This window comes from Azospirillum rugosum (assembly GCF_017876155.1).
Classification (GTDB): Bacteria; Pseudomonadota; Alphaproteobacteria; order Azospirillales; family Azospirillaceae; genus Azospirillum; species Azospirillum rugosum.
The window spans coordinates 1-23,665 of record NZ_JAGINP010000005.1; the positions used below are offsets into that span (position 1 = coordinate 1).

Sequence of the window (23,665 nt, forward strand, 5' to 3'; positions counted from 1 at the left end):
CCGCTCGGCTGCTCAACCCGCTCCGCTGTTCATGCTGCCGTACAGACCGTTCACTTTCCTCCGGTCGTCCTGTTCAGTTTCGAGCGCACTGTGCACGCATGACGATCTGTTCGGCTGGAAGCAGTTCCGGAAAGCCGGAGATTGGCGTAATCTTTCCAGCCATGATCGCCCCACTTTATGCTTGCGTTCATGGTATCGTATTTACAGACATTTTCTGTGTCCATGCGACGAAATGGCCGGGCTAGTCAGTCACTGGACATGCCTATGTATTTTTCGGAATTCAAAATTGAGGCTTTCCGGCCGAAACAATGACACCGGCGCGCGCTCATCCCCGTCCGGCGTGCCCGCGGAGCGACGGGAGCACCGCGTCGCCAACCATCCGGAACTGTGGGATGCGCAACAGCGGCGGGTTTCCGGCGCGAGTAGCGTTGGGGCATGCCCACCCCAGCCACGGTCCACGCCATGTCCCGCCACACCGCGACCCGCCCGCCCGCAACGATCGTCCTCGTCCCCGCGAGCGAAAAGCCGATAATCGCGCGGGTGACGGAGGCGCGAGCCCCGGCCGCCGACCCCGCCAAGCCCCTGCCGCTGCACGACCGCAGCTGCCCGCGCCGCGAGGTCGCCGTGCTGGGCGAGGTGGACAGCGGCTTCCACTGGGAATGGGCCTGAGGGATTGGGCCTGAGGGAATGGACTTGACCTCCGCCGGACGCTGCCCATATGGCGGGCGTCTTCCCGTGAGGACGACCTCACCCCCGGATGCCGCCCTTCGGCACGGGAAGCCCGGCGGGGACGACCCTGCCTCCATGGTACCGGAGGTTTCCCCGTGGCCTGGGGCATCCTGTTCCTCGCCGGCCTGTTCGAGGTCGGCTGGGCCATCGGCCTGAAGCAGACCGACGGCTTCACCCGCCTTGTGCCCACACTCCTCACCCTCGCGGCGATGGCCGCCAGCCTCGGCCTGCTGGGCCTTGCGCTGAAAAGCCTGCCGCTCGGCACCGCCTACGCCGTGTGGACCGGCGTCGGCACGGTCGGCACGGTGATCCTGGGCATCCTGCTCTATGGCGAGTCGGCGGACGCCGTCCGGCTGGGCTGCATCGCCCTGATCATGGCCGGCATCGTCGGCCTGAAGCTGGTCACTCCGTAACCTCTTCCCGGTCCCGAGCCAGCATCGCGCGCGCGGCGTAGCCGATCCCGCCGACCACCGCCAGCCCGGCGAGCAAGGCGATGCCGCGCGCCGCCATGCCCGTGGTGGTCAGCGCCAGCGGCTGCTCCTGGTCGCGGAAACGGCCGTGCGTGCGGTGCAGGCGGCGCACCGGATCGAACAGATTGTCCGGCCGGCCGGGCCGCTCCGGCTCGTCCGTCTCCTGCCCTTCGAAGGCCATGGTCGCGACCTGATGGTCGGCGAAGGCCGGCAGGGCGTGCGTGCCCAGGATCGCCTCCACCGTCGAGAAGCCCAACCAGTGCTCCCGCTTCGGGTTCTCCGCGGCCTGCACGATGGCCCGGCCGATGTCGTCGGGGTCGTAGATGGTGCCGACCGGCTTGGCCCGGCGCGGCATGTGGCTGCGCGCCCAGTCGAACTGCGGCGTGTTGACCGCGGGAAGCTGAACCATGGTCAGCTGCACGTTGCTGCCGTCGTGGATCAGCTCCGTCCGCAGGCTGTCGATGAAGCCGCGGATGGCGCTCTTGGCGCCGCAATAGGCGGCCTGGAGCGGGATGGACCGGTAGGCCAGCGCCGAGCCGACCTGGACGATCACCCCGCGATCGCGGTTCTGCATGTGGTGCAGCGCCGCCATGGCGCCGTGCGCGGAGCCGAGGTAGGTCACCTCCGTCACCCGCCGCAGCTCCTCCGGCGACAGGTCGCGCACGCGCCCGAACACCGTGACCATGGCGTTGTTGACCCACACCTCGATGGGCCCCAGCGTCCGCTCCACCGCGTCGGCGGCGGCGAACATGGCGTCGGCGTCGGCCACGTCGGCGGGGATGGCCAGCGCCCGCCCGCCGAGCCGTTCCACCTCCGCCTTCACCTCCTCCAGCGCCTCGGCCGAGCGGGCGATCAGGCCGAGCGAGGCGCCCCAGTCGCGGGCGAAGGCCAGCGCGGTCGCCCGCCCGACCCCGGCCGACGCTCCGGTGACGACGACGACGGGGCGATGCTGGGCCATGAGCGGGTCTCCCGGGTTGTGCAGCCTGTGCTGTGCCAACCCGCGACCCGCCCTCTGGTTCCGTTGCGGTCTGGTTCCGTTGCGGTCTGGTTCCGTTTAGGGCGCTTCGCGGATTTCGAAGTCGTGGGTGATGGTGGCCGTGGCGCCCAGCATGATGGAGGCGGAGCAGTATTTCTCCGCTGACAGGGCGATGGCGCGCTCCACCTTGCCGGCGTCGAGCCCGCGGCCGGTGACGATGAAGTGCACGTGGATCTTGGTGAAGACCTTCGGGTCGGTCTCGGCCCGCTCCGCCTCGATCTCCGCCACGCAGTCGGTGATGGCTTGGCGGCCCTTCTCCAGGATCATGACGACGTCGAAGCTGGTGCAGCCGCCCATGCCGATCAGCAGCATCTCCATGGGCCGGATGCCCAGGTTGCGCCCGCCCGCCTCCGGCGCGCCGTCCATCACCACGGCGTGTCCGCTGCCGGACTCGCCGACGAACATCTTCCCGTCAACCCACGCAACGCGCGCCTTCATGGCGGTTTCTCCGATTGTGCAATGCGCAAGACGTTGGGTTTCGCTGACGCTCCACCCAACCTACAACCCAATCCCCCTCTCCCCTCTGGGGAGAGGGTCGGGGTGAGGGGGTTGCGCTTTTGCCGGACGTACCAGAGTCGCGGGGCCCCCTCACCCTAACCCTCTCCCCAGAGGGGAGAGGGGACAACAGGCCTACTCTTCCAGCGGATGGCAGGGCTTGCAGGTGGTCGGCCAGGGTTCGCCCAGGTCTTCCACGAAGCAGGTCCAGTTGGTCGCGTCCAGCCGGATGCAGCCGCCGCCGGCGAAGTCCAGCACCACGCCGCCCTCCACCGCCTCGATGGCGAGCAGTTCCAGGATCTGGCGGCGGTCCTTCAGGTCGATGTCCTTGACCTTCACGCCCGTCACCCCTTCAACCCGCACGCCGCAGTGGGTGCGCTCGAAGGGGATCAGGACGTCGTCGTCGGCCGCCGGGCCGGGGCGCGGCTGGTCGGCGGTCTCCCACTTGAAGCGGTTGACCACCAGCACGAACCGCCGCTCCTCCGGCAGGAAGCACATGTCGCCGATGGGGACGATGGCGTCCTGGAGGCAGGCGGACACGACCTTCAGGTCGTCCTGGTCCTGGGCGCGCAGTCTAATCGGCGTGGCGGTCATGGGCTTCCCTTGGTTGCAGCGACGGGTTTAGGGCGTCAGTCGTCTTCCGCCCGGATGCGTTCGATGTCCGCGCCGCAGGCCGCCAGCTTCTCCTCCAGCCGCTCGTAGCCGCGGTCGAGGTGGTAGACGCGGTTGACCGTCGTCTCCCCCTCGGCCGCGAGACCGGCAAGGACCAGCGACACCGACGCGCGGAGATCCGTCGCCATAACGGGCGCGCCGGTCAAACGCTCCACACCCCGGACGAGGGCGGACGAACCGTGCACCGTGATGCGGGCTCCCATGCGGGTCAGCTCGGGCGCGTGCATGAACCGATTCTCAAATATGGTCTCGGTGATCATGCCTGCACCCCTGGCCGTGCACATCAGGGCCATCATCTGGGCCTGGAGATCGGTCGGGAAGCCGGGGAAGGGTTCGGTCATCACGTCGACGCCGACCAGCTCGCCGTTGGCGCGCGACACACGCACACCGTTATCGATGGGCGTGAACTCCACGCCGGCCGGGACCAGCGCGGTCACCGCCGCCTTGATCAGGTCCAGGCGGGTGTTCAGGATGTCCAGCGTGCCGCCGGTCATGGCCGCGGCCATGGCGTAGGTGCCGGTCTCGATGCGGTCGGGCACGACCATGTGACGGGCACCGTGCAGCCGGTCCACGCCCTCGATGGTCAGGCGGTCGGTGCCGAGGCCGGTGATCTTCGCACCCATGGCGACCAGGCATTCGGCGAGGTCGGTCACCTCCGGCTCGCGCGCGGCGTTGACCAGGACCGTGGTGCCGCGGGCCAGGGTGGCGGCCATCAGCAGGTTCTCGGTCGCGCCGACGGAGACCTTGGGGAAGACGTACTCCGCGCCGCGCAGGCCGCCCTTGGGGGCCTTGGCGACGATGTAGCCGCCCTCGATGCGGATCTCCGCACCCATGGCCTCCAGGCCCTTGATGTGCAGGTCCACCGGACGCGCGCCGATGGCGCAGCCGCCGGGCAGCGACACCTTCGCCTCCCCGCAGCGGGCCAGCAGGGGACCGAGCACCAGCACGCTCGCCCGCATCTTGCGGACCAGGTCGTAGGGGGCGGTCGTGTTGGTGACGTCGCGCGCGGTCAGCTCAAGCTCGCGCCCCGCGCATTCCCCGCCGGCCCCGGCCAGGCGGATCCCCACGCCGTGCTGGAGCAGCAGGTTGCACAGCGTGTTAATGTCCGCGAGGATCGGCAGGTTGGTGAGCGTCAGCGTCTCGTCGGTGAGGAGCGCCGCCGTCATCAGCGGCAGGGCTGCGTTCTTCGCTCCCCCCACCGTGATGGAACCGTGCAGGGGCTTGCCGCCGCGGATGCGGATCTTGTCCATGAAGCTGTCTTGTCCGGTCTGAGACTGTGGTTGAGGCCGAGGCCCGGCGGGTTACAACCGGGGCAGCGTCACTCCCTTTTGGCCCATGTACTTGCCGGACTTGTCCGCGTAGGAGGTCTCGCAGACGCTGTCCCCCTTGAGGAACAGGAACTGGCAGAGGCCTTCGTTGGCGTACACCTTCGCCGGCAGGGGCGTCGTGTTTGAAATCTCCAGCGTGACGTGGCCTTCCCATTCGGGCTCCAGCGGCGTCACGTTGACGATCAGGCCGCAGCGCGCGTAGGTGCTCTTGCCCAGGCAGATCACCAGCACGTCGCGGGGAATGCGGAAATACTCCACCGTCCGGGCCAGCGCGAAGCTGTTCGGCGGGATGATGCAGACATCCACCTTGCGGTCGACGAAGCTGCTGTCGTCGAACTCCTTCGGGTCGACGATGGCGTTGTCCACGTTGGTGAAGATCTTGAATTCGTCGGCAACCCGCGCGTCGTACCCGTAGGAGGACAGCCCGTAGGAGATCACGCCCTGACGCTGCTGCTTCTCGACGAAGGGTTCGATCATGCCTTTGGTCTCGGCCATCTCGCGGATCCAGGTGTCCGGCATGATGCCCATCGTCGGGGTCTCCTCGGGTCTCTAAGGGGGGTTGAACCTACAAGGCGTTGTAGCGGAGCATGCGGGCATCCTCAAGGGAAGGAATTGGGGCTTTTTGCATGGAAGCCCCCGCAAAAGGACAAAGTTGAATGACCGACGCCATCACCGCAGCGCCCATCACGCTTTCCCTCGCCGACCGGCTCGACCCGGCGGAGGTGAAGCACATCCACGGGGAGCTGCGCGCCTTCAACGAACAGTTCACCAAGCCCTACGACCTCCGCGACCTGAGCGTGACCGCGCGCGACGCCGAGGGCACGCTGCTGGGCGGCCTGACCGGCCACACGAACTGGGAGTGGCTGTATGTGGACTACCTGTGGGTCCACGAGAGCCAGCGCGGCACCGGCCTGGGCTCCCGCCTGATGGCGGCGGCCGAGGAGGAGGCGGTGCGGCGTGACTGCCGCTGGTCGCGGCTCTACACCTACGATTTCCAGGCGCCGGGGTTCTACAAGAAGCTCGGCTACGAGGTGTGGGCGGAGCTGGAGGGGTACCCGCCGGGGCACACGCAGATTTGGCTGCGGAAGGCGCTGGGGTAAAAATTGTCGCACCGGGCCCCCACCCTAACCCTCCCCCATCTTCGGCGAGGGAGGGGACTGCCGCCGCGCGTCCCTCAAAGCCCTCCCCCGCGAAGTGGGGGAGGGTTGGGTGGGGGCCCAGCGCAGCCACTCCCCCCTACCCTACACCCGCTCCGTCCGCTGAACCGCGGCTTCGTTCCGTTTCAGGTACAGGATCACGGCGCAGACCAGGGCCATACCGGCGACCTGGGGCGGATCGAAGCGTTCGCCGAGAAGGGCGTAGGCCGTTAGCCCAGCGAAGACCGGGTCGAGCATCCCGATCACCGTCGCCGGGAACGGATCGATGGTCCGCAGCCCTTCCAGGTACAACCAATAGGGGATCACGGTGCCGAAGACGCCGACGAACAGGGTGAAGCCGGCCAGCCCCCAGCTCATTTCAACGGCGGAATAGTCGATCGCGGGCGTCGCCACCAGCCAGAACAGCGCCGATAGGAAGAAGGGCCAGAAGGTCATGGACCAGCTGTCCAGCCCCCGCCGGTGCCCGTCGGCGCAACGGACGTTGTAGGCGGCGAAGGACACGGCGCAGAGCAGCCCCACGATAGCTCCCATCGCGTTTCCGCTCCACAAGGCCGGGTCGTAGCCGCCGACCAGCAGGAAGCAGCCGAGCGCGTTGCCAGCCAGGATCAGCACCACCGGCCGGTTGAGCCTGTGGGTGCCGAGAACCACGCCGGCGGCCACGATCAGCATCGGCGCCGTGTATTCCAGCATCAGCGCCAGCGCCACGTTGGTCAGCGCGATGGCGTAGAAGAAGGTGACGTTGACCAGTGTCAGCCAGACGCCGAGTTCCAGCAGGAACGGCGCGTCGGCCCGGCGGATCCGGATCGGCTTGCGCAGCGCCAGCATGACCAGGGCCAGCGTGGCCGAGGCCACGACGGCGCGCAGCGCGATCATGACCAGCGGCGGCATGGAGGCGACGAACAGCATCTTCGCCACCGTCCCGGCGATGCCGAACAGCAGCGCGGACGACACGATGCAGGCATAGCCGAGCAGGCGTGCCTGGGAACCCTGCGCCGTCACGTCCGCCATCGCCATTGTCCCTTGTTGTGGCTGGGGCAACCATAGCGGGAAAGCGGGGCGGGAACCCGTGCGGCAAATGCGCCGCTTCGGCGGTCAGACTTGCTGCTCGTCCTTCTCCCGCCCCCGGGCCTGTTCCTTGCGCTTGCGCAGGTTCTCGCGCAGGCGAGCGGCGAGGCGTTCCTGCTTGTCGTCCTTTTTCGGCGGGGCGGCGGGCTTCTTGATGTCGTTTTCGGTCGTGGTCATGCGGCGCTCGCGGCAAGCGGGGCGGCGGTGGGGGTCGGGGCGCTCCAGCGCTGGTGCCAGGCCTGGAACATCAGGACGTTCCACAGCGGGTGCTGGTGGTTGCGGGTGCCCGCCAGATGCTCGGCCCAGCGGGCGCGGATCGGGGCCGGGTCGAAGAAGCCGTCGGCGCGCAGGCGGCGCTCGTCCAGCAGGTCCTCGGCCCAGTCGCGCAGGGGGCCGCGCAGCCACGCGTCGATGGGCACGGCGAAGCCGGACTTCGGGCGCTCCACCAACTCCCGCGGGACGTGGCGGTGCAGAACCTGGCGGAGCAGCCACTTGCCCTGCCCGTCCCGGATCTTCTGGGCCGGCGGCACGCGCCAGGCGAACTCCACCACTCGGTGGTCGAGCAGAGGCACGCGGGCTTCCAGCGACACGCCCATGCTGGCGCGGTCGACCTTGGCCAGGATGTCGTCGGGCATGTAGGTGACGCTGTCGAGATACTGCATGCGCTCGACAAAGTCCGGGATGGCCTGGGCCACCCGGTCGTCCCACAGCAGGCCGCGCGGCTCCCGCCCGCCGCGGACCAGCGCGTCGGGGTCGTCCCATTGGCTGACCAAGCGCCGGTACAGCGCGTCCGGATCGCCGGAGCCCAGCACGCCGGCCAGCTTGTGCAGCTTGTCGCCGGGCTGGCGGATGCGGTTCGCGGCGGGCAGCAGCCCGAACAGCGCGTCCCACCCCTGCGGCTTCACCGCGCGGATCAGCCCGGCCGCCCCCTGGCGCAACGCGCCCGGCAGCGGAGCCACGCGGCGCCATACCGCGGGCGCGCGGAGATAGCGGTTGTAGCCGGCGAACAGCTCGTCCCCGCCGTCGCCCGACAGGGCCACGGTGACGGAGCGGCGCGTCATTTCCGACACCAGGACCGTCGGGATCTGGGAGCTGTCGGCGAAGGGCTCGTCGTACCAGTCCGGCAGCTTGGGGATGATGTCCAGCGCGTGGGCGGGTTCGACCCGCAGCTCCGTATGGTCGGTGCCGAGGTGGGCGGCGACGGCGCGGGCGTGGTCGGCCTCGTCGTAGTCGCCCTCGCCGAAGCCGATGGTGAAGCTGCGCACCGGCCGGTCGCTCTGCGCCTGCATCAGCGCGACAACCGTGGAACTGTCGATGCCGCCGGACAGGAAGGCGCCGAGCGGCACGTCGGCCATCATCTGCCGCCCAACGGCGTCCTTCAGCAGCGCTTCAAGCGCGTCGGTCGCTTCATTGTCGGACAAGGACAACCGGTCGGCGATCCCCGCCCGCGCGGCCTCGGCGGCATCCCAATAGACGGTGCGCTCCGGCTCCCGCCCCGGCCGGATCGTCAGGATCGTGCCGGGTTCCAGCTTCGCGACACCCCTATAGATGCTGTGCGGCGCGGGGACGTAGCTGAAGCGCATGTAGGCGGAGAGCGCGTCGCGGTCGATCTCCGCCGCGAAGGCCTGGTGGGCGCGCAAGGCCTTGGGCTGGGAGCCGAACAGCAGCGTCCCGTTCATCCGCGCCCAGTAGAGTGGCTTCACGCCGAGATGGTCGCGGACGAGGTACAGGACGCGGTCGCGCCGGTCCCACAGGGCGAAGGCGAAGATGCCGACGAGGCGCCGGACCGTGCGCTCCACACCCCAGGCGGCGCAGCCTTCCAGCAGCACCTCGGTGTCGGAATGGCCGCGGAAGCTGTGGCCGGCGGCTTCCAGCTCGGCGCGGAGGTCCTGGAAATTGTAGATCTCGCCATTGTAGGCGATGACCCAGCGCCCGTCCGCGGAGTCCATCGGCTGGCGGCCGAGCGGCGACAGATCGACGATGGCGAGGCGCCGGTGGCCGAAGGCGATGCCCGCCGCCTCGTCGGCCCAGACGCCGTCGCCGTCCGGGCCGCGGTGGGCGATGGTGTCGGCCATGCGCCGCGCCACGGCCTCCAGGCCGGCCGCTTCAGGATCGGCATAGGCCCGCTGTTCCGACAGGGCCAGGAAGCCGCAGATGCCGCACATGCGCGTCTCTATCTCAAAGCCCCTCTCCCTTGATGGGAGAGGGGTTGGGGTGAGGGTGGCGCCGGCTTTGCCGGCCGGAAACTGTTTTCCCGCCTATCGGCGGTAACGCCCCCTCATCCCAACCCTTCTCCCACAAGGGGAGAAGGGCTATTTCGTTGTTAGTGGTCGGAGCGGTGCAGGATGCTGTCGCGCAGGCCGGTGTCGTAGGCCATGCCCTCCGCGGTGATGATGGCGCGGCCGGGCTCCTGAACCAGCATCTTCTTACGCTGCAGTGCGGTCCAGACGGCGCCGTTGTTCAGGCCCGTCGCATCGCTGCCGCTGACCACCGCGCTGCCCAGGTGGAAATGGTTGCCGTGGGCGTGCGGCAGGGCGGTGATGACGAACGCACCCTCTTCGCCTTCGGCCGGCGTGTTCTCCAGGCGGGCGATTTCCTGAAGCAGAGTCAGCGTCTTGAGCTGAAGCGGGTTGAGGTTCGCGGGATTCTTCTTGGGCGGCATGGAGGTCCAGACTGGCAACGGTGAAAGATCGCGGCAGTAGATCGGGTGATCGCAGCCCCTGTCAAGCGGGCGGCGCCTTTTTGTGGACTGGCATCGTGGCGCGGCCTCGGGCATAAGACGGATGGACAGGCGCGCGCTTTCACATGTTCGCGCGCGTCGTTTAAGGATGGTGGATATGACGATCGTGGTCACCGGCGCGGCCGGTTTCATCGGCTCGCACGTGGCGGCGGCCCTGCTGGAGCGCGGCGAGACGGTCCTGGGGCTCGACAACCTCAACGACTACTATTCGGTGGCGCTGAAGGAGGCGCGGCTGGCCCGTCTGATGGCCAAGCCCGGCTTCCGCTTCGTCAAGGCCGACGTGTCCGACCGCGCCGCCGTCGAGGCGCTGGCGCCGGACTTCGCGGAGGCGACCGGCGTCGTGCATCTGGCCGCCCAGGCCGGCGTGCGCTATTCGCTGGAGAACCCCTACGCCTACGTCGACGCCAACGTCACGGGCCAGGTCGCGATGCTGGAGGCGGCGCGGCGCATGCCGAAGCTGAGGCATTTCGTCTACGCCTCCACCTCCTCCGTCTATGGCGCCAACAAGAAGATGCCGTTTTCGGTCGAAGACCGGGTGGATTCGCCGATGTCCATCTACGCCGCCACGAAGAAGGCGGCGGAGATGATGACCTACGCCTACTGCCATCTGTACAAGATGCCGGCGACGGGCCTGCGCTTCTTCACGGTCTACGGCCCCTGGGGCCGGCCGGACATGGCCGCCTACCTGTTCGCCGACGCCATCATGGCGGGCCGGCCGATCCGCGTCTTCAACGAGGGGCGGATGAAGCGCGACTTCACCTTCGTGGAGGACATCGCGGCCGGCGTGCTGGCCGCGCTGGACCGGCCGGCCAAGCCGGACGTGAACGGGGCGCCGCACGCGGTCTACAACCTCGGCAACAACCGGACCGAGGACCTGATGCGCTTCATCGGCATCATCGAGGAATCGCTGGGCCGCAAGGCGGTCAAGACGATGGAGCCGATCCAGGCCGGCGACGTGCCGGAGACCACCGCCGACATCGAGGCGAGCCGCCGCGACCTGGGCTATGAGCCGACCACGGCCATCGACGTGGGCCTGCCGCGCTTCATCGCCTGGTACAAGAGCTATCACGGCCTTGCCTGAGAACCGTACCGTGTCTGCAAAACCCAAGCTGATCTACCTGGTCACCGAGGACTGGTACTTCTGGTCCCACCGGCTGCCCATGGCCCGCGCGGCGCGCGACGCCGGGTTCGAGATCGCCGTCGCCACCCGCGTGGACAAGCACCGGGACCGCATCGCTGGCGAGGGCTTCCGCGTGCTGCCCCTGTCCTGGAGCCGGCGCAGCATCAACCCGGCCGGCACCCTGTCGGCCGTGGCGGAGATCGCCGCGCTGTACCGGCGGGAGGCGCCGGACATCGTGCACCACGTCGCCATGAAGCCGGTTCTGCTGGGCGGGCTCGCCGCCGGGCTGGCCGGCGTGCCGGCGGTGGTGAACGCGCTGACCGGCCTGGGCTCCGCCTTCCTCGGCACGGGCGGGCTGAAATCCCGCGTGGCCGGCGCGGTGGCGCGGCCGCTGCTGCGCACCGTGCTGAAGCGGCCCAACAGCGTGACCGTGCTGCAGAATGAGGACGACCGCAAGATGCTGGTCGCCGCCGGCCTTCTGCCGGACGAACGGGCGCGCATCATCCGCGGTTCCGGCGTCGACACCATGCATTACCAAGTGCTGCCCGAGCCGCCGGCCCCGCCGGTGACCGTCGGCTGCGTCGCCCGGCTGCTCGCCGACAAGGGCGTCGGCCCGCTGGTGGAGGCGCAGCAGCGGCTGCGGGCCAAGGGGCTGGATGTGAACCTGATCCTGGCCGGGACGCCCGACCCGGAGAACCCGACGTCGGTGACGCAGGCCGAGCTTGAGCGATGGTCCGCCCTGCCCGGCGTCGAACTGCCGGGCCACATCACGGACGTGCGGGAGGTCTGGGCGCGCTGCCACGTCGCCGTGCTCGCCTCGCGCCGCGAGGGCCTGCCGAAGAGCCTGCTGGAGGCCGCCGCCTGCGGCCGCGCCATCGTCGCCACCGACGTGCCGGGCTGCCGCGAGGTCGCCCACGCCGGGGAGAACGCGCTGCTGGTCCCGCCCGACGACCCGGCGGCGCTGGCCGACGCGCTGGAGGTGCTGGTCCGCGACGCCGCGATGCGCGCGCGCTTCGGCGCGGCCAGCCGGCGCATGGTCGAATCCGACATGGCGTCGGACCGCGTCGGCGCGAAGACGGTGGAGCTGTACCGGCGCCTGATGGGTGCCGCGTTCCCGATGACCAACCCGGTCGCCGAGGTATCATGAGCAGCCTGCCCATGCTCCTTTTGGCCATCCTCGGCACGTTCGTCGCCTCCTGGCTGCTGACCGGGCGGGTGCTCGCCTATCTGCGGCGGCGTGCGATCCTGGATCACCCCAACGACCGCTCCAGCCACTCCATCCCGACGCCGCGTGGCGGCGGCTGGGGCGTGATGCTGACCCTGCTGCCGGCCTGGGCGCTGGTCGCGCTGACCACCGACGGCGGCCTGCGGGTCCTGCCGATCCTGATCGGGGCGGCGGCGCTGATGGCGGTGTCCTGGATGGACGACCGGCGCGGCCTGGGGCCGGCGCCACGCTTCCTGGCGCAGATCGCCGCCGTGGCCGCCGGGCTGACCGCCCTGCCCGCCGACGGGCTGGTCTTCCAGGGGCTGTTGCCGCTGTGGGCCGACCGGCTGGTCGCCGCCGTGGGCTGGCTGTGGTTCGTCAACCTCTTCAACTTCATGGACGGCATCGACGGGCTGGCCGGCAGCGAGGCCGCGACCATCGGCGCCGGGCTGGCGCTGGTCGGCGCGGTCGGCGGGCTCGACCCGGCCTACGGGCTGTACGGTCTGGCGGCGGCGGGGGCGGCGATGGGTTTCCTGGTGTGGAACTGGCATCCGGCCAAGCTCTTCATGGGCGACGTGGGCAGCGTGCCGCTGGGCTTCACGCTCGGCTGGCTGCTGCTGGCCGTGGCGGCGTCGGGCCTGTGGGCGGCGGCGCTGCTGGTGCCGGCCTATTTCCTGGCCGACGCGACCGTCACGCTGCTGCGGCGGCTGGTGGAGGGCAAGAAGGTGTGGCAGGCGCACCGCGAGCATTTCTACCAGAAGGCCACGCAGCGCGGGCGCAGCCACGCCCAGGTCGTGCGGCTGGTGCTGGCGCTGAACGCGGCGCTGCTGACGCTGGCGGTCGTGTCGGTGCTGCTGGGCCCGGCGAGCGGCTGGACGGTGCTTCCGGCGGGGGCGGCGGCCATCGTGCTGCTGCTGGCGCTGCTGGCGCGCCCCATGCGGGCGGCCGCCTGATGCGGATCCTCGTCACGGGAGCCACGGGCTTCGTCGCGCAGACGCTGATCCCGCTGCTGCTGGACCGCGGCCACAGCGTCCGCGCCGTGGTGCGCACGCCGGGCGCCGTCGTGCCGGGCGCCGTCGTTCCCGGTGTGGAGGACGTCGTCGCGGTCGGGGAGATCGGGCCGGCGACCGCCTGGGGCGGCGCGCTGGAGGGCATGGACGCCGTCGTGCATCTGGCCGCCCGCGTCCACGTCATGCGCGACAGGGCGACCGACCCGCTGGCCGCCTTCCGCAAGGTGAACACGGCGGGCACGCGCGTGCTGGCCGAGGCGGCGGCGGTTGCCGGGGTGAAGCGCCTCGTCTACCTCAGCAGCGTCAAGGCGCTGGCCGACGAGAGCCGGCCGGAGCCGCTGAGCGAGGAGACCACGCCCGACCCGCATTCCCCCTATGGCATCTCCAAGCTGGAGGCGGAGCGCGCGCTGGCCGAGATCTCCACCCGCACCGGGCTGGAGGTGGTGGTGATCCGCCCGCCGCTGGTCTACGGGCCGGGCGTGGGCGGCAACTTCCGCCGGCTGCTCCAGGCCGTGAACCTGGGCATCCCGCTGCCGCTGGGCGGGCTGGAGAACCGGCGCAGCCTGATCTTCGTCGGCAACCTCGCCGACGCGATCCTGGAATGCCTGACCAACACCCAGGCCGCGGGCGGGCGCTTCCTGGTGCATGACGGGCGGCCGATGTCCACGCCGGAGCTGGTGCGCGCCATCGCCGACGCGCTGGGCAAGCCGGCAAGGCTGCTGCCCGTCCCGCCGTCCTGGCTGGAGCGCGGGGCGCGGCTGGCCCGCAAGGACGCGGTGCTGGACCGCATCGCCGGCACGCTGGTGGTCGACGACGGCGCCATCCGGCGCGCACTGAACTGGCGCCCGCCCTATTATCCGGCGTACGGCTTGCGCCTGACCGCCGAATGGTTCAAAGCTTTGCGCGGCTGATCGGCTAAAAACACCGGCATTATCGTCGCCGCCGTTCAGCGTACGAAAGTCAAGGTTTCGAGAATGCGCATTCCGTCCCCGCGGGCGTTGATCATCTACCTGCACGATCTGGTCATGACCGCCATCGCCCTGGTGGTGGCCTTGTACCTCCGCGTCGGCGGGCTGGCGTTCGATTATTACCAGGACGCGCTGATCAACGGGCTGCCGATCCTGGTGCTGATCGCCGCCGTGGTGTTCCGCCTGTCCGGCCTGTACCGGGGCATCTGGCGGTACGCATCCGTGCCGGACCTGTTGCAGCTGATCCGCGCCGTGTCGGTGGTGGTGCTGAGCTTCGTCGCCGTCATGTTCCTGCTGACCCGGCTGGAGGCGCTGCCGCGCTCCCTCCCGGTGATCCTGTGGTTTGTGCAGATCGTGCTGCTGGGCGGCCCGCGCTTCGCCTACCGCCTGCTGAAGGACCGCCGGTTGGGCCTGCGCGACCATGTGGCGGGCGTGCCGCGCATTCCGGTGCTGCTGCTGGGCGTCGGCGACGCGGCGGAGCTGTTCATCCGCTCGCTCGACCAGAACGCCGGTGCTTCCTACCGGGTCGTCGGCATGCTGGACGACAAGGGCCGGCGCGTCGGCCACGCCGTGCGCGGCGTGCCGGTGCTGGGCGGTCCCGACGACCTGCCCCGCGTGGTGGAGGATCTGGACCGGCGCGGCGACCGCCCGCAGCGGCTGATCGTCACCAAGGGCCAGACCGAGATCTCCGGCGCCGTCCTGCGCGAGTTGCTGGACCAGGCGGAGGCCCTGGGCCTCGCCCTGTCGCGCCTGCCGAGCCTGACCGAGTTCAAGTCGGCGCTGGGCGAGGGCAAGATCGAGGTGCGCCCGATCGCGCTGGAGGATCTGCTCGGCCGCCCGCAGGCCGTGCTGGACCGCGGCGCGATCGCCAGCCTCGTCACCGGCCGCCGGGTGGTGGTGACCGGGGCCGGCGGCACCATCGGCAGCGAGCTGGTGCGGCAGATCGCCGCGCTCCAGCCGGAGTCGCTGATCCTCGTCGATGCCGGCGAGTTCAACCTCTACGCCATCGAGATGGAGGTGCGGGAGCGCTTCCCCGGCCTGGACCTGCACGCGGTGATCGCCGACGTGCGCGACCGCGACCGCATTTTCCGCCTGTTCCAGTCCCGGCGCCCGGCCATGGTGTTCCACGCCGCCGCCCTGAAGCACGTCCCGCTGGTGGAGGCCAACCCGTGCGAGGGCGCGCTGACCAACGTGATCGGCACGCGCAACGTGGCCGACGCGGCGCGTACCAGCGGCTGTCAGGCGATGGTGCTGATCTCCACCGACAAGGCGATCCGCCCGACCAGCATCATGGGCGCCACCAAGCGCTTCGCCGAATGCTATTGCCAGGCGCTGGACGTCCTGCCGCCGCGCGACGGGACGGAGACGGCGACCCGCTACATGACCGTGCGCTTCGGCAACGTGCTGGGGTCGAGCGGGTCGGTGGTGCCGCTGTTCACCCGCCAGCTGGCCAAGGGCGGCCCGCTGACCGTCACGCACCCGGACATGCGCCGCTATTTCATGACCGTGCGCGAGGCGGTGGAGCTGGTGCTCCAGGCCTCTGCCCATGGTGTGGCGCGCGGCCAGGACCGCGGCAAGCTGCTGGTGCTGGACATGGGTGAGCCGGTGAAGATCGTCGACCTCGCCCGCCAGATGATCCGGCTGGCCGGCTACCGGCCGGGCGTGGACATCCGCATCGAGTTCACCGGCCTGCGCCCCGGCGAGAAGCTGTTCGAAGAGATCCTGACCGCGGCCGAGGCCCCGACGCGCACGGAGGCCGACGGCGTCTTCCTCGCCTCCCCCCGCGTGATCGACTACGCGCTGATCAACCGGGCGCTGGGCGAGCTGGAAACGGCCGCGCGCGGCGGCGACGCGGAGCGGGTGCTGACCATCCTGTCCAACATCGTGCCCGACTTCCGCGCCGAGGCGGTGCTGCCGCCGGTCGGCGATGTCCATCCGGCCAGCCAAAATCCGGCCGGGGCAAAGGCCTGATTTTTTCTCATGCCGTAGGTTCATCGCCGCTTGCATCGGCCGGAAGGCTGTGGCATAACCCGCGCCACTTCGACGGCGGGCCGCACAGTGACGGCGGCCCCTGACACCGTCCCGGCGCTGCCGTAGCTCAGTGGTAGAGCACTCCCTTGGTAAGGGAGAGGTCGAGAGTTCAATCCTCTCTGGCAGCACCATCCTCCCTCCTCCTCATCGTTGCTTCGCGGACATCACGGCCGACTCGCCGAAAGGCGCACGTCCGATGGTGGATCGCTTTCCGAAGCGTTGGCTGCGCCGCCGCAATCCCGCTAGCATGCTCGCCGCCCCGGATACGCCGCCTGGGACTCGCTGCTGGATGGAGCGCTGGCCATGGACGTGCAGGCGCGATGGCTCGACCGGCTGATCACGCTTCGCCTCGCACCGGCGGCCGCACACGGGATTGCGCTCGGCCTCGTCGCCCTTGCCGCCGGGGCGCGCCTGGCGCTGGAGCCCTTCGTCACCGGCATCGTCCCCTTCGTGACGCTGTTTCCCGCGGTGCTGGTCGCGGCTTTGGTCGGGGGTGGGGCCGCCGGCCTGACCGCCTGGGCGGCCAGCGCGCTGCTCGCCTGGACCTATCTGCTGCCCGCAACGGTGATGTCGACGCCCCCGGTGGACGGCCCGGCGCCCGGCGCACCGGACGCCGCGAACCTCGCCCTGTTCAGCCTGTCCTGCCTGTTGATGGTGCTCGTCGCGCACCGGCTGCGCGTCGCCTTCGCGCGCCTGCGCGACGACGAGGAAGCCCTGCGCGCCCGCGCCGAGGCCGATGCGGCGGAGCGGAGGCGGACGACGGTCGAGCTGGAACGCCTGGTCGGCGAAGGCACCCGGGCGCTGGAGGACTCCAACCGCCGCCTGCTGGCGGAAATCGGCGAGCGGGAGCGGGCGGAGGGCGCCCTGGCGCGGATGCAGCGCCTGGAAGCCGTGGGGCAGCTGACCGGCGGCGTCGCCCACGATTTCAACAACCTGCTGACCGTCATCGTCGGCAACCTGGACATGATCGCCCGCACCGAGGGCGCGCCGGACCGCGTCCGCAATCTCAGCGCCGCCGCCCTGGCCGCCGCGGAGCGCGGCGAACGCCTGACCCGGCAGCTGCTGGCCTTCGCGCGCCGGCAGCCCCTGCGGCCGGAGGTGGTCGACATCGACCGGCTGGTCCGCGAGGAGGAGTCACTCATCCGGCGGGCGGTCGGCGAGGCCGTCGAGGTGCGCTTCTCATTGGGCGCCGGCCATGACCACTGCCGCATCGACGCGACGCAGTTCGAAGCCGCCCTGCTGAACCTTGTCGTCAACGCCCGGGACGCCACGCCGGCCGGCGGCAGCATCACCATCGCCACCTGGGGCACGACATGGGGCCAATCCTTGCGCGATCCGGGCGCGCCCCAGAGCGCACCGGCCGACTTGCCACCGGGCCGCTACGCGGTGGTGAGCGTGCGCGACACCGGAACCGGGATCCCGCCGGACGTTCTGCCCAGCGTGTTCGATCCCTTCTTCACCACCAAGGACGTCGGCAAGGGATCGGGCCTGGGGCTGAGCCAGGTCTACGGATTCGTCCGCCAGTCCGGCGGGCAGGTGCGGGTGGACAGTGCCGTCGGGCGAGGCACGGCCGTGGAGCTGTGGCTTCCCTGCACCGGCCCCTGCACCGGTGACGTCGGCGCCCCCGCCGGGACCAATCCGGCGGACGCCGCCGCCGGCCTGCGGGGACGCGGCGAAACGATCCTGGTGGTCGAGGACGACGCCGACGTCCGCGCCATGGCCGTGGAGACGCTGGAGGGGCTGGGCTACCAGGTGCTGGTCGCCGGCGACGGGTTGGCGGCGCTCGCGATGTTGGCGGCGGCGGCGCGGGTGGACCTGCTGTTCACCGACGTGGTGATGCCGAAGGGGCTCGGCGGCGTCGGCCTCGCCCACGCCGCGCGCGGCCTCGTGCCGGGACTGCGCGTGCTCCTGACCTCGGGCTATCCGGCCCGCCCGCCGGACGCGGATCCGCCGGAGTCGCTTCCCTACCCGCTCCTGCCCAAGCCGTACCGGAGCGACGCGCTGGCCCGCGCCATACGGGCCGCGCTTGCGCCCGCTCCTGCGGCGGGGCGCACGGCGCTCCGCGTGCTGGTGGTGGAAGACGATCTTCTGGTCCGCATGTCCACCGTGCAGATGCTGGACGAGATCGGCGCGGAGGTCGTCGGCGAAGCGGGGAGCGCCGAGGAGGCGCTGACCATGCTGGACCGGCTGGACGCCGTGGATGTGCTGCTGACGGACTTGCGCCTGCCCGGACGGGATGGACTGTCGCTCGCCCAAGAGGCGCGCCGCCGCACCGGTCTGCTGGTCGTGCTCGCCACCGGCTGTGAGGACGAGGCCCTGCGGATGGATGACGTGGGCGTGGTGTTGCTGCCCAAGCCCTACGGCCCGCTGGAGCTGTCGGACGCGCTGGAACGGGCGCGGCACGAGCCTGTGGAATGACCTGCCGGGCAAAAGAAAAGTCGGCCAAAAGAAAACCGGCGCCCCGAAGGGCGCCGGCTGTCCGTAAGTTCCCTGGCCGTAAGTTCGCTGGATTGGCTCCGGTGCCGGTGGATCAGGTGCCCTGGGGCTCCGGATCCATGCCGCCGCTTTCCTTGGTGCCGGTGGTCGGCACCGACGCGCGGCGGCCGGTCGAGGTCGGCTGCTTCGGCGGGGCGAAGCTGCTCTCGCGCTCGTCGCCGCGGATCAGCGGCTCGCCGCGCAGCAGGCGGGAGATGTCCTCGCCGCTCAGCGTCTCGTACTCCAGCAGGCCCTTGGCCAGCGTGTGCAGCTGGTCGATGTTTTCCGTCAGGATGCGCCGCGCCTCGGCGTAGGCCTCGTCGACGATGCGGCGGATTTCCTCGTCCACCGTGCGGGCGGTGGCGTCGGACATGTTCTTGTGCTGGGTGACGGAGTGGCCGAGGAAGACCTCCTGCGTCGGCTCGCCGTACAGCAGCGGGCCGAGCTTTTCGCTCATGCCCCACTCGGTGACCATGCGGCGGGACATGTCCGTCGCCATCTTGATGTCGCCCGAGGCACCCGTCGTCACACGCTCCTTGCCGAAGATCAGCTCTTCCGCGATGCGGCCACCCATGGCGACGCGCAGGTCGGCGTGCAGCTTGGCCTGGGACAGCGAGATGCGGTCGCCTTCCGGCAGGCGCATCACCATGCCCAGCGCGCGGCCGCGGGGGATGATGGTGGCCTTGTGCACCGGGTCGCTGTCCGGCTGGTGGATGGCGACGATGGCGTGGCCGGCCTCGTGGTAGGCGGTCAGCTTCTTCTCTTCCTCGGTCATGACCATGGAGCGGCGCTCCGCGCCCATCATGACCTTGTCCTTGGCGGCCTCGAACTCGGCCATGCCGACGACGCGCTTGCCGATGCGCGCGGCCAGGAGTGCTGCCTCGTTCACCAGGTTGGCGAGGTCGGCGCCCGAGAAGCCCGGGGTGCCGCGCGCGATGACCTTGGCGTCCACGTCCGGCGCCAGCGGCACCTTGCGCATGTGGACCTTCAGGATCTTCTCGCGGCCCAGAACGTCGGGGTTCGGCACGACAACCTGACGGTCGAAGCGGCCCGGACGCAGCAGCGCGGGGTCGAGCACGTCCGGACGGTTGGTCGCGGCGATGAGGATGACGCCCTCGTTCGCCTCGAAGCCGTCCATCTCGACCAGCAGCTGGTTCAGGGTCTGCTCGCGCTCGTCGTTGCCGCCGCCCAGGCCGGCGCCGCGATGGCGGCCGACCGCGTCGATCTCGTCGATGAAGATGATACAGGGAGCGTTCTTCTTGCCCTGCTCGAACATGTCGCGGACGCGCGACGCGCCCACGCCGACGAACATTTCCACGAAGTCGGAGCCGGAGATGGTGAAGAAGGGCACGTTGGCCTCGCCCGCCACGGCGCGCGCGGTCAGGGTCTTACCCGTGCCCGGGGGGCCGACGAGCAGCACGCCCTTCGGGATCTTGCCGCCCAGACGCTGGAACTTCTGCGGGTCCTTCAGGAACTCGACGATCTCCGCCAGTTCCTGCTTGGCCTCGTCGATGCCGGCGACGTCGTCGAAGGTGACCCGGCCGACCTTCTCCGTCAGCAGGCGCGCCCGCGACTTGCCGAAGCCCATCGCCTTGCCGCCGCCCGACTGCATCTGACGCATGAAGAAGATCCAGACGCCGATCAGCAGCAGCATCGGGAACCAGGACAGCAGGACCGAGAACAGCGACGGCACGTTGCTGTCGTCGGGCACGGCGCTGATGCGCACGTTCTTCTGCGTCAGCCGCTCGACCAGCCCGGCTTCGGGCGGGACGTAGGTGCTGAAGGACCGGCCGTCGGTGAAGTGGCCGGAGACCTGGTTTCCTTTGATGGTGACGTCGGCCACCTGGCCGCGGTCCACTTCGGCGAGAAGCTCGCTGAACGGAACCGTCGTCTGCGGGCTGCGCGTGGAGGAGCTCTGGAACAGGTTGAACAGGGCCACAAGAAGCAGCCCGATGATGATCCAGAGCGCGAGATTCTTGCCGAAATTGTTCACGTCGAAAGCCTTTCTGCGAACCCAGCGCCGGAGCCTGCGCCGTGGCGGACGCATTCCCCGGTCTTACGGGCACGTTCCCAGATTAAATAATGCCGCCCCCCGCCGAAACAACCGGAAAAGCTGGCCCCGCCAACGGCACGGGCGGGGTGAAGAACACCTCCGCCGAAACGCTTGATTCCTTACGGAAAATTCCAAGACCGGGCACGGCGGCAAGGCCGTGTGCGTCCCACAGCGCGGGCAAGGACGCGCGCGCCGGTTGGGGAAGCCCGAATGCGTCCGACTCGGGGTCCAGCGCCAGGGCGAGCGCCCACCCCTCGTCGCCGAGGCGCGCGACGGTGAAAGCCCCCTCCCCTTCCGGCCTCAGCCGGACGGTGAAGCGCCGGTCCCACCAGAGGGTTTCACCCGGCCGGATCGCCGACCGCTCCGTCGCCGCGGCGGGCTCGCGCGCGATCACCAACTGCTCGCGCCGGGGAAGGATGCGGCAGCCGCCGAGCGTCCGCCCGACCTCCAGCCCGCGCATCACCTCGGCGAACAGACGCTCGACCGCCTCAGCCTTGGGCGGATAAGGGGCGCCGCCGACCACCAGCAGGCAGCGGACGAGCGCGCGCAGGCCAAGCTCCTCCGGCGCCTCCAGCAGCGGCCGGGGATCGAGCCGGATCCAGCCCTCCGGATAGATCGCCGCAGCGCCGGCCAGCAGGGACGCGGCGCCCGCCTCCAGCGCCGCGCGGGCGCGGGCGGCGCGGCGGGCGGTGTCGGCCAGCCGCTCCGCGTCCAGCCCCTCGGCCGACAGCGCATCCGTGGCGGCGCGCAGGCGGGCGCGGGCGAAGGCCGGGTTGCGGTTGGACGGGTCCTCGATCCAGTCCTGCCCCTGGGCGCGGCAGGTGGCGACCAGTCGGTCGTGCGGCAGATCGAGCAGAGGCCGGATCACCCGGACGGGACCCGCGGCGCGGACCGGCGCCATGCCGGCCAGCCCGTCGACCCCGGACCCACGGGCGAGGCGCAGCAGCACCGTTTCCGCCTGGTCGTCGCGATGGTGGGCGAGCGCCAGATGCAGGATGCCCTCGGCGCGGCAGCGTTCGGCGAGCAGCTGGTGGCGCGCGGCGCGCGCGGCGGCCTGGATGCCGGTCTTGGGCTTGTCGCCCTCCCAGCGGAGCACGGCGTGGGCGATGCCACGGGACGCGAGCCAGTGACCGACCCGTGCGGCCTCATCCGCCGACTCCGGGCGGAGCCCGTGGTCCACGGTCAGGCCAAGGACGGACCCGCCCTGCCCACGCGCCCAGTCGTGGGCGAGAAGCGCGAGCGCCAGGCTGTCCGCCCCGCCCGACACGCCGACCGCCAGCCGCGGGGCCGACTCGAACCCGCCGAGCCGCGCCATGCGGGCGGCGAACTCGTCCAGGGTTACGGGGGAAGGGTCTCTCGCGGCGGGCAAAGGGTCAGGTCTTGAACTGGATCAGCTGGGGCAGTTGATGCGGCGGCGTTCCGTGTCGGCGCGGCGCTTCACGCTGGCCGAGGCCTCGGGGAACTTGTTGATCAGCTGGTTGAAGGCCGTGCAGGCGTCCTTCTTTTGGTTCAGCTGCTCCAGCGACATGCCGAGCTTCAGCAGGTTGTCCGCCGCCTTGGAGTTCTTCGGGTATTTCTGCACGCCCTCGGCGAAGGCCACGGCGGCGTCCTGGAACTTGTTGCGGACGTAGTAGGTCTCGCCCAGCCAATACTGGGCGTTGCCGGCCAGCTGGTGGCCCTTGTTCTTCGCCAGGAAGTCGCTGAAGGCCTTCTCCGCCTTGTCGTAGTCGGACTGGCGCAGCAGCTCGAAGGCGTGCTCGTACTGCTTGTCCGGGCTGGCGTTGGCCGGCAGCGGGGCGACCGAGGCGGTCTGCGTCGGCTTGTCGGCCGGCTTCTCCGGCGCCTTGTCCACGACCTTCTCCGGCCCCTTGCCGGCGGGGGCGGCGGCGCTGGGCTTCGGCCCGCCGAACGGGTCGCTGGCCCCGCCGGAGCCCTTCGTCTCCAGATCCTTCAGACGGAAGTCGATGTCGCTGTTGATACGTTCCAGCCGGTCCTTGAGCTGCGAGACCTGGTAGGTCGCCTCCTCATAGCGGCCGGTCAGCTCCGACATGGCGCGCTCCAGCTTCTGGAGACGGACCTCGAAGTCGGCGGCCAGCGACGGCGACATCTCCGCGGACTGGGCCGTCTGGTTCCAGCTGTTGGTCCGCGGGTAGGCCTGCGCCACCTCGACCCGGCCGCCCTGCTGCCCGAGCGCCGCCACGCCCGACTCCAGCCGTTCGAGGCGGTCCTGCATCGAAGCGGTCTGGGCGTACACGGAGCCGCTGCACAGCAGGCCGCCAAGCAGCAGCGCGGCGAAGGAGGAGGTCTTGGTCATGCGGAAAGGTCCTGTCCGGGCGGCGCGGGCCGTCGTTGGGCGATTGGCGTGGGGCTGGTGGCGGGAAAAATCGTGCCGGGGCAAGCGGGCGAAACTAAGGCGGCTGTGTACCAGAACTCGGCACGCCATGCACGGTGGTGATTTTGGGCATCACCCGCGTGTGCTGCGCAATTTACAATGGGCGCGTTTCAGATCCCTTGGAACAGGTAATCGAGCGCCGCCGTGATCGTGTCGCGGTGGGCCGCGATGCTGGCGACGGGCTCCCCCAACAAACGGGTGGGAATGGTGGTCATCCTCGGGACGGCCAGCACGTAATCCGTATCACCAACCCGGAGAACAGGTGCCAAGCGGCCGGCAATTCCCGGAACCTCCTGCGCCCGCGCCAGGGGTGCGATCATGCGTTCGGCACCCGTGTCGGCGATGTCCGCCTGAAGCACGGCGACCAAGGGAAAAGCCCGGCGAGCCTGCGGGATCGGGTTCGCGAAAACGCTAAACTGTCTCATCGCCGTCCAGAGTGCTGAGATACTCCCGAGTCATGTCGGCAAAGGAGCCGTGAATCGCCGAAAAATCGTCCAGCGCCTTGATATCCTGCGCAATCTCCGCGCGAATTTTCTCTTTGATCCGTCGTTCCAATTCAGCGGCCAGAGCTGTTTCAACCGCTCGGGATACGTTGACTCCAGCCTCTTTAGCCTTGGCGTAAAGATCGCTGTTCAATGTTACGCTGACAGTCTGCTTTCGAGCGGTGGCATCATAGACGGCACGCATCACGCTCTCCCATCCATCCATGGAGCCCGTGTA

The 23,665-nt window shown here is 69.9% G+C and carries 23 protein-coding genes and 1 tRNA gene; 10 read left to right on the plus strand and 14 right to left on the minus strand.

Features of this window, described 5'->3' with window-relative positions; genetic code table 11:
* The first annotated feature begins 435 nt into the window (after window positions 1-435).
* Together J2851_RS08100 and sugE are read left to right on the plus strand one after the other, a co-directional pair.
* On the plus strand, window positions 436-669 hold the full coding sequence (locus tag J2851_RS08100) for a hypothetical protein (protein WP_209765575.1): 234 nt from the start codon (window positions 436-438) through the stop codon (window positions 667-669).
* A gap of 155 nt (window positions 670-824) precedes the next feature.
* The gene (gene sugE / locus J2851_RS08105; RefSeq protein WP_209765577.1) at window positions 825-1,142 is read left to right on the plus strand and encodes a quaternary ammonium compound efflux SMR transporter SugE; all 318 of its coding nucleotides are present in this window, start codon (window positions 825-827) and stop codon (window positions 1,140-1,142) included.
* On the opposite strand, the gene J2851_RS08110 is transcribed toward sugE, so the two are convergent.
* The 5 genes from J2851_RS08110 to dcd form a co-directional block, all read right to left on the minus strand.
* Entirely contained in the window at window positions 1,132-2,157 is a 1,026-nt protein-coding gene (locus J2851_RS08110; protein ID WP_209765579.1) for an SDR family oxidoreductase, read from the minus strand. The two genes, sugE and J2851_RS08110, sit on opposite strands and share 11 nt — an antisense overlap.
* 96 nt (window positions 2,158-2,253) lie before the next feature.
* On the minus strand, window positions 2,254-2,673 hold the full coding sequence (locus tag J2851_RS08115) for an OsmC family protein (protein ID WP_209765581.1): 420 nt from the start codon (window positions 2,671-2,673) through the stop codon (window positions 2,254-2,256).
* A 192-nt stretch (window positions 2,674-2,865) separates the two neighbouring features.
* Entirely contained in the window at window positions 2,866-3,324 is a 459-nt protein-coding gene (locus J2851_RS08120) for a DUF2948 family protein (protein ID WP_209765583.1), read from the minus strand.
* A 35-nt stretch (window positions 3,325-3,359) separates the two neighbouring features.
* The gene (gene murA / locus J2851_RS08125; RefSeq protein WP_209765586.1) at window positions 3,360-4,652 is read right to left on the minus strand and encodes a UDP-N-acetylglucosamine 1-carboxyvinyltransferase; all 1,293 of its coding nucleotides are present in this window, start codon (window positions 4,650-4,652) and stop codon (window positions 3,360-3,362) included.
* A 51-nt stretch (window positions 4,653-4,703) separates the two neighbouring features.
* Entirely contained in the window at window positions 4,704-5,258 is a 555-nt protein-coding gene (dcd, locus tag J2851_RS08130) for a dCTP deaminase (RefSeq protein ID WP_209765588.1), read from the minus strand.
* Between the two features lie 128 nt (window positions 5,259-5,386).
* Between dcd and J2851_RS08135 the strand changes: the two genes are divergently transcribed.
* Window positions 5,387-5,830 (plus strand): GNAT family N-acetyltransferase, encoded by a 444-nt coding sequence (locus J2851_RS08135; RefSeq protein ID WP_209765589.1) that lies wholly within the window; start codon window positions 5,387-5,389, stop codon window positions 5,828-5,830.
* A 141-nt stretch (window positions 5,831-5,971) separates the two neighbouring features.
* On the opposite strand, the gene J2851_RS08140 is transcribed toward J2851_RS08135, so the two are convergent.
* The 4 genes from J2851_RS08140 to J2851_RS08155 all read right to left on the minus strand — a co-directional run bounded on the left by J2851_RS08140 (window position 5,972) and on the right by J2851_RS08155 (window position 9,614).
* Complete coding sequence (locus tag J2851_RS08140; protein ID WP_209765591.1) at window positions 5,972-6,895, minus strand: EamA family transporter; 924 nt, start codon at window positions 6,893-6,895, stop codon at window positions 5,972-5,974.
* An 84-nt stretch (window positions 6,896-6,979) separates the two neighbouring features.
* Window positions 6,980-7,129 carry a hypothetical protein gene (locus tag J2851_RS08145; protein WP_209765593.1) on the minus strand — a complete coding sequence of 50 codons (150 nt, stop codon included), beginning with the start codon at window positions 7,127-7,129 and terminating at the stop codon, window positions 6,980-6,982.
* Window positions 7,126-9,117, minus strand: a complete 1,992-nt coding sequence (gene asnB / locus J2851_RS08150; RefSeq protein WP_209765595.1) for an asparagine synthase (glutamine-hydrolyzing) — start codon at window positions 9,115-9,117, stop codon at window positions 7,126-7,128. Before asnB ends, J2851_RS08145 begins: the two co-directional genes overlap by 4 nt.
* Window positions 9,118-9,275: 158 nt before the next feature.
* Window positions 9,276-9,614, minus strand: a complete 339-nt coding sequence (locus J2851_RS08155; protein ID WP_209765597.1) for a hypothetical protein — start codon at window positions 9,612-9,614, stop codon at window positions 9,276-9,278.
* A 175-nt stretch (window positions 9,615-9,789) separates the two neighbouring features.
* Here J2851_RS08155 and J2851_RS08160 point away from each other — a divergent pair, with 175 nt between their 5' ends.
* The 7 genes from J2851_RS08160 (at window position 9,790) to J2851_RS08190 (ending at window position 18,443) form a co-directional block, all read left to right on the plus strand.
* Window positions 9,790-10,773: an SDR family NAD(P)-dependent oxidoreductase gene (locus J2851_RS08160; RefSeq protein ID WP_209765599.1), complete on the plus strand. Its 984-nt coding sequence runs from the start codon at window positions 9,790-9,792 to the stop codon at window positions 10,771-10,773.
* 10 nt (window positions 10,774-10,783) lie between these two features.
* Window positions 10,784-11,959 carry a glycosyltransferase family 4 protein gene (locus J2851_RS08165; RefSeq protein WP_307421011.1) on the plus strand — a complete coding sequence of 392 codons (1,176 nt, stop codon included), beginning with the start codon at window positions 10,784-10,786 and terminating at the stop codon, window positions 11,957-11,959.
* The gene (locus tag J2851_RS08170) at window positions 11,956-12,969 is read left to right on the plus strand and encodes an MraY family glycosyltransferase (protein WP_246500509.1); all 1,014 of its coding nucleotides are present in this window, start codon (window positions 11,956-11,958) and stop codon (window positions 12,967-12,969) included. Before J2851_RS08165 ends, J2851_RS08170 begins: the two co-directional genes overlap by 4 nt.
* Entirely contained in the window at window positions 12,969-13,937 is a 969-nt protein-coding gene (locus J2851_RS08175) for a UDP-glucose 4-epimerase family protein (RefSeq protein WP_209765603.1), read from the plus strand. Before J2851_RS08170 ends, J2851_RS08175 begins: the two co-directional genes overlap by 1 nt.
* Before the next feature lie 63 nt (window positions 13,938-14,000).
* The gene (locus J2851_RS08180; RefSeq protein WP_209765605.1) at window positions 14,001-15,965 is read left to right on the plus strand and encodes a polysaccharide biosynthesis protein; all 1,965 of its coding nucleotides are present in this window, start codon (window positions 14,001-14,003) and stop codon (window positions 15,963-15,965) included.
* A 116-nt stretch (window positions 15,966-16,081) separates the two neighbouring features.
* Window positions 16,082-16,156, plus strand: a tRNA-Thr gene (locus J2851_RS08185).
* Between the two features lie 172 nt (window positions 16,157-16,328).
* Complete coding sequence (locus J2851_RS08190; protein WP_209765606.1) at window positions 16,329-18,443, plus strand: response regulator; 2,115 nt, start codon at window positions 16,329-16,331, stop codon at window positions 18,441-18,443.
* A gap of 112 nt (window positions 18,444-18,555) precedes the next feature.
* On the opposite strand, the gene ftsH is transcribed toward J2851_RS08190, so the two are convergent.
* The 5 genes from ftsH to J2851_RS08215 form a co-directional block, all read right to left on the minus strand.
* Complete coding sequence (gene ftsH, locus J2851_RS08195; protein WP_307421008.1) at window positions 18,556-20,493, minus strand: ATP-dependent zinc metalloprotease FtsH; 1,938 nt, start codon at window positions 20,491-20,493, stop codon at window positions 18,556-18,558.
* An 82-nt stretch (window positions 20,494-20,575) separates the two neighbouring features.
* Complete coding sequence (tilS, locus tag J2851_RS08200; RefSeq protein ID WP_246500510.1) at window positions 20,576-21,922, minus strand: tRNA lysidine(34) synthetase TilS; 1,347 nt, start codon at window positions 21,920-21,922, stop codon at window positions 20,576-20,578.
* A 21-nt stretch (window positions 21,923-21,943) separates the two neighbouring features.
* Window positions 21,944-22,867 (minus strand): tol-pal system protein YbgF, encoded by a 924-nt coding sequence (ybgF, locus tag J2851_RS08205; RefSeq protein ID WP_209765610.1) that lies wholly within the window; start codon window positions 22,865-22,867, stop codon window positions 21,944-21,946.
* Between the two features lie 188 nt (window positions 22,868-23,055).
* The gene (locus J2851_RS08210) at window positions 23,056-23,304 is read right to left on the minus strand and encodes a CcdB family protein (protein WP_307421019.1); all 249 of its coding nucleotides are present in this window, start codon (window positions 23,302-23,304) and stop codon (window positions 23,056-23,058) included.
* A 52-nt stretch (window positions 23,305-23,356) separates the two neighbouring features.
* A complete protein-coding gene (locus tag J2851_RS08215; RefSeq protein WP_209765614.1) occupies window positions 23,357-23,632 on the minus strand; it encodes a type II toxin-antitoxin system CcdA family antitoxin in 276 nt (91 codons plus the stop codon).
* Window positions 23,633-23,665: the final 33 nt, after the last annotated feature.

Coding starts and splice junctions, on each gene's coding strand:
- J2851_RS08100 (WP_209765575.1), top strand. CDS start 436: ATGCCCACCCCAGCCACGGTCCACGCCATGTCCCGCCACACCGCGACC.
- J2851_RS08110 (WP_209765579.1), bottom strand. CDS start 2,157: ATGGCCCAGCATCGCCCCGTCGTCGTCGTCACCGGAGCGTCGGCCGGG.
- J2851_RS08115 (WP_209765581.1), bottom strand. CDS start 2,673: ATGAAGGCGCGCGTTGCGTGGGTTGACGGGAAGATGTTCGTCGGCGAG.
- J2851_RS08120 (WP_209765583.1), bottom strand. CDS start 3,324: ATGACCGCCACGCCGATTAGACTGCGCGCCCAGGACCAGGACGACCTG.
- murA (WP_209765586.1), bottom strand. CDS start 4,652: ATGGACAAGATCCGCATCCGCGGCGGCAAGCCCCTGCACGGTTCCATC.
- dcd (WP_209765588.1), bottom strand. CDS start 5,258: ATGGGCATCATGCCGGACACCTGGATCCGCGAGATGGCCGAGACCAAA.
- J2851_RS08135 (WP_209765589.1), top strand. CDS start 5,387: ATGACCGACGCCATCACCGCAGCGCCCATCACGCTTTCCCTCGCCGAC.
- J2851_RS08140 (WP_209765591.1), bottom strand. CDS start 6,895: ATGGCGGACGTGACGGCGCAGGGTTCCCAGGCACGCCTGCTCGGCTAT.
- J2851_RS08145 (WP_209765593.1), bottom strand. CDS start 7,129: ATGACCACGACCGAAAACGACATCAAGAAGCCCGCCGCCCCGCCGAAA.
- asnB (WP_209765595.1), bottom strand. CDS start 9,117: ATGTGCGGCATCTGCGGCTTCCTGGCCCTGTCGGAACAGCGGGCCTAT.
- J2851_RS08155 (WP_209765597.1), bottom strand. CDS start 9,614: ATGCCGCCCAAGAAGAATCCCGCGAACCTCAACCCGCTTCAGCTCAAG.
- J2851_RS08160 (WP_209765599.1), top strand. CDS start 9,790: ATGACGATCGTGGTCACCGGCGCGGCCGGTTTCATCGGCTCGCACGTG.
- J2851_RS08170 (WP_246500509.1), top strand. CDS start 11,956: ATGAGCAGCCTGCCCATGCTCCTTTTGGCCATCCTCGGCACGTTCGTC.
- J2851_RS08175 (WP_209765603.1), top strand. CDS start 12,969: ATGCGGATCCTCGTCACGGGAGCCACGGGCTTCGTCGCGCAGACGCTG.
- J2851_RS08180 (WP_209765605.1), top strand. CDS start 14,001: ATGCGCATTCCGTCCCCGCGGGCGTTGATCATCTACCTGCACGATCTG.
- J2851_RS08190 (WP_209765606.1), top strand. CDS start 16,329: ATGGACGTGCAGGCGCGATGGCTCGACCGGCTGATCACGCTTCGCCTC.
- ybgF (WP_209765610.1), bottom strand. CDS start 22,867: ATGACCAAGACCTCCTCCTTCGCCGCGCTGCTGCTTGGCGGCCTGCTG.
- J2851_RS08215 (WP_209765614.1), bottom strand. CDS start 23,632: ATGCGTGCCGTCTATGATGCCACCGCTCGAAAGCAGACTGTCAGCGTA.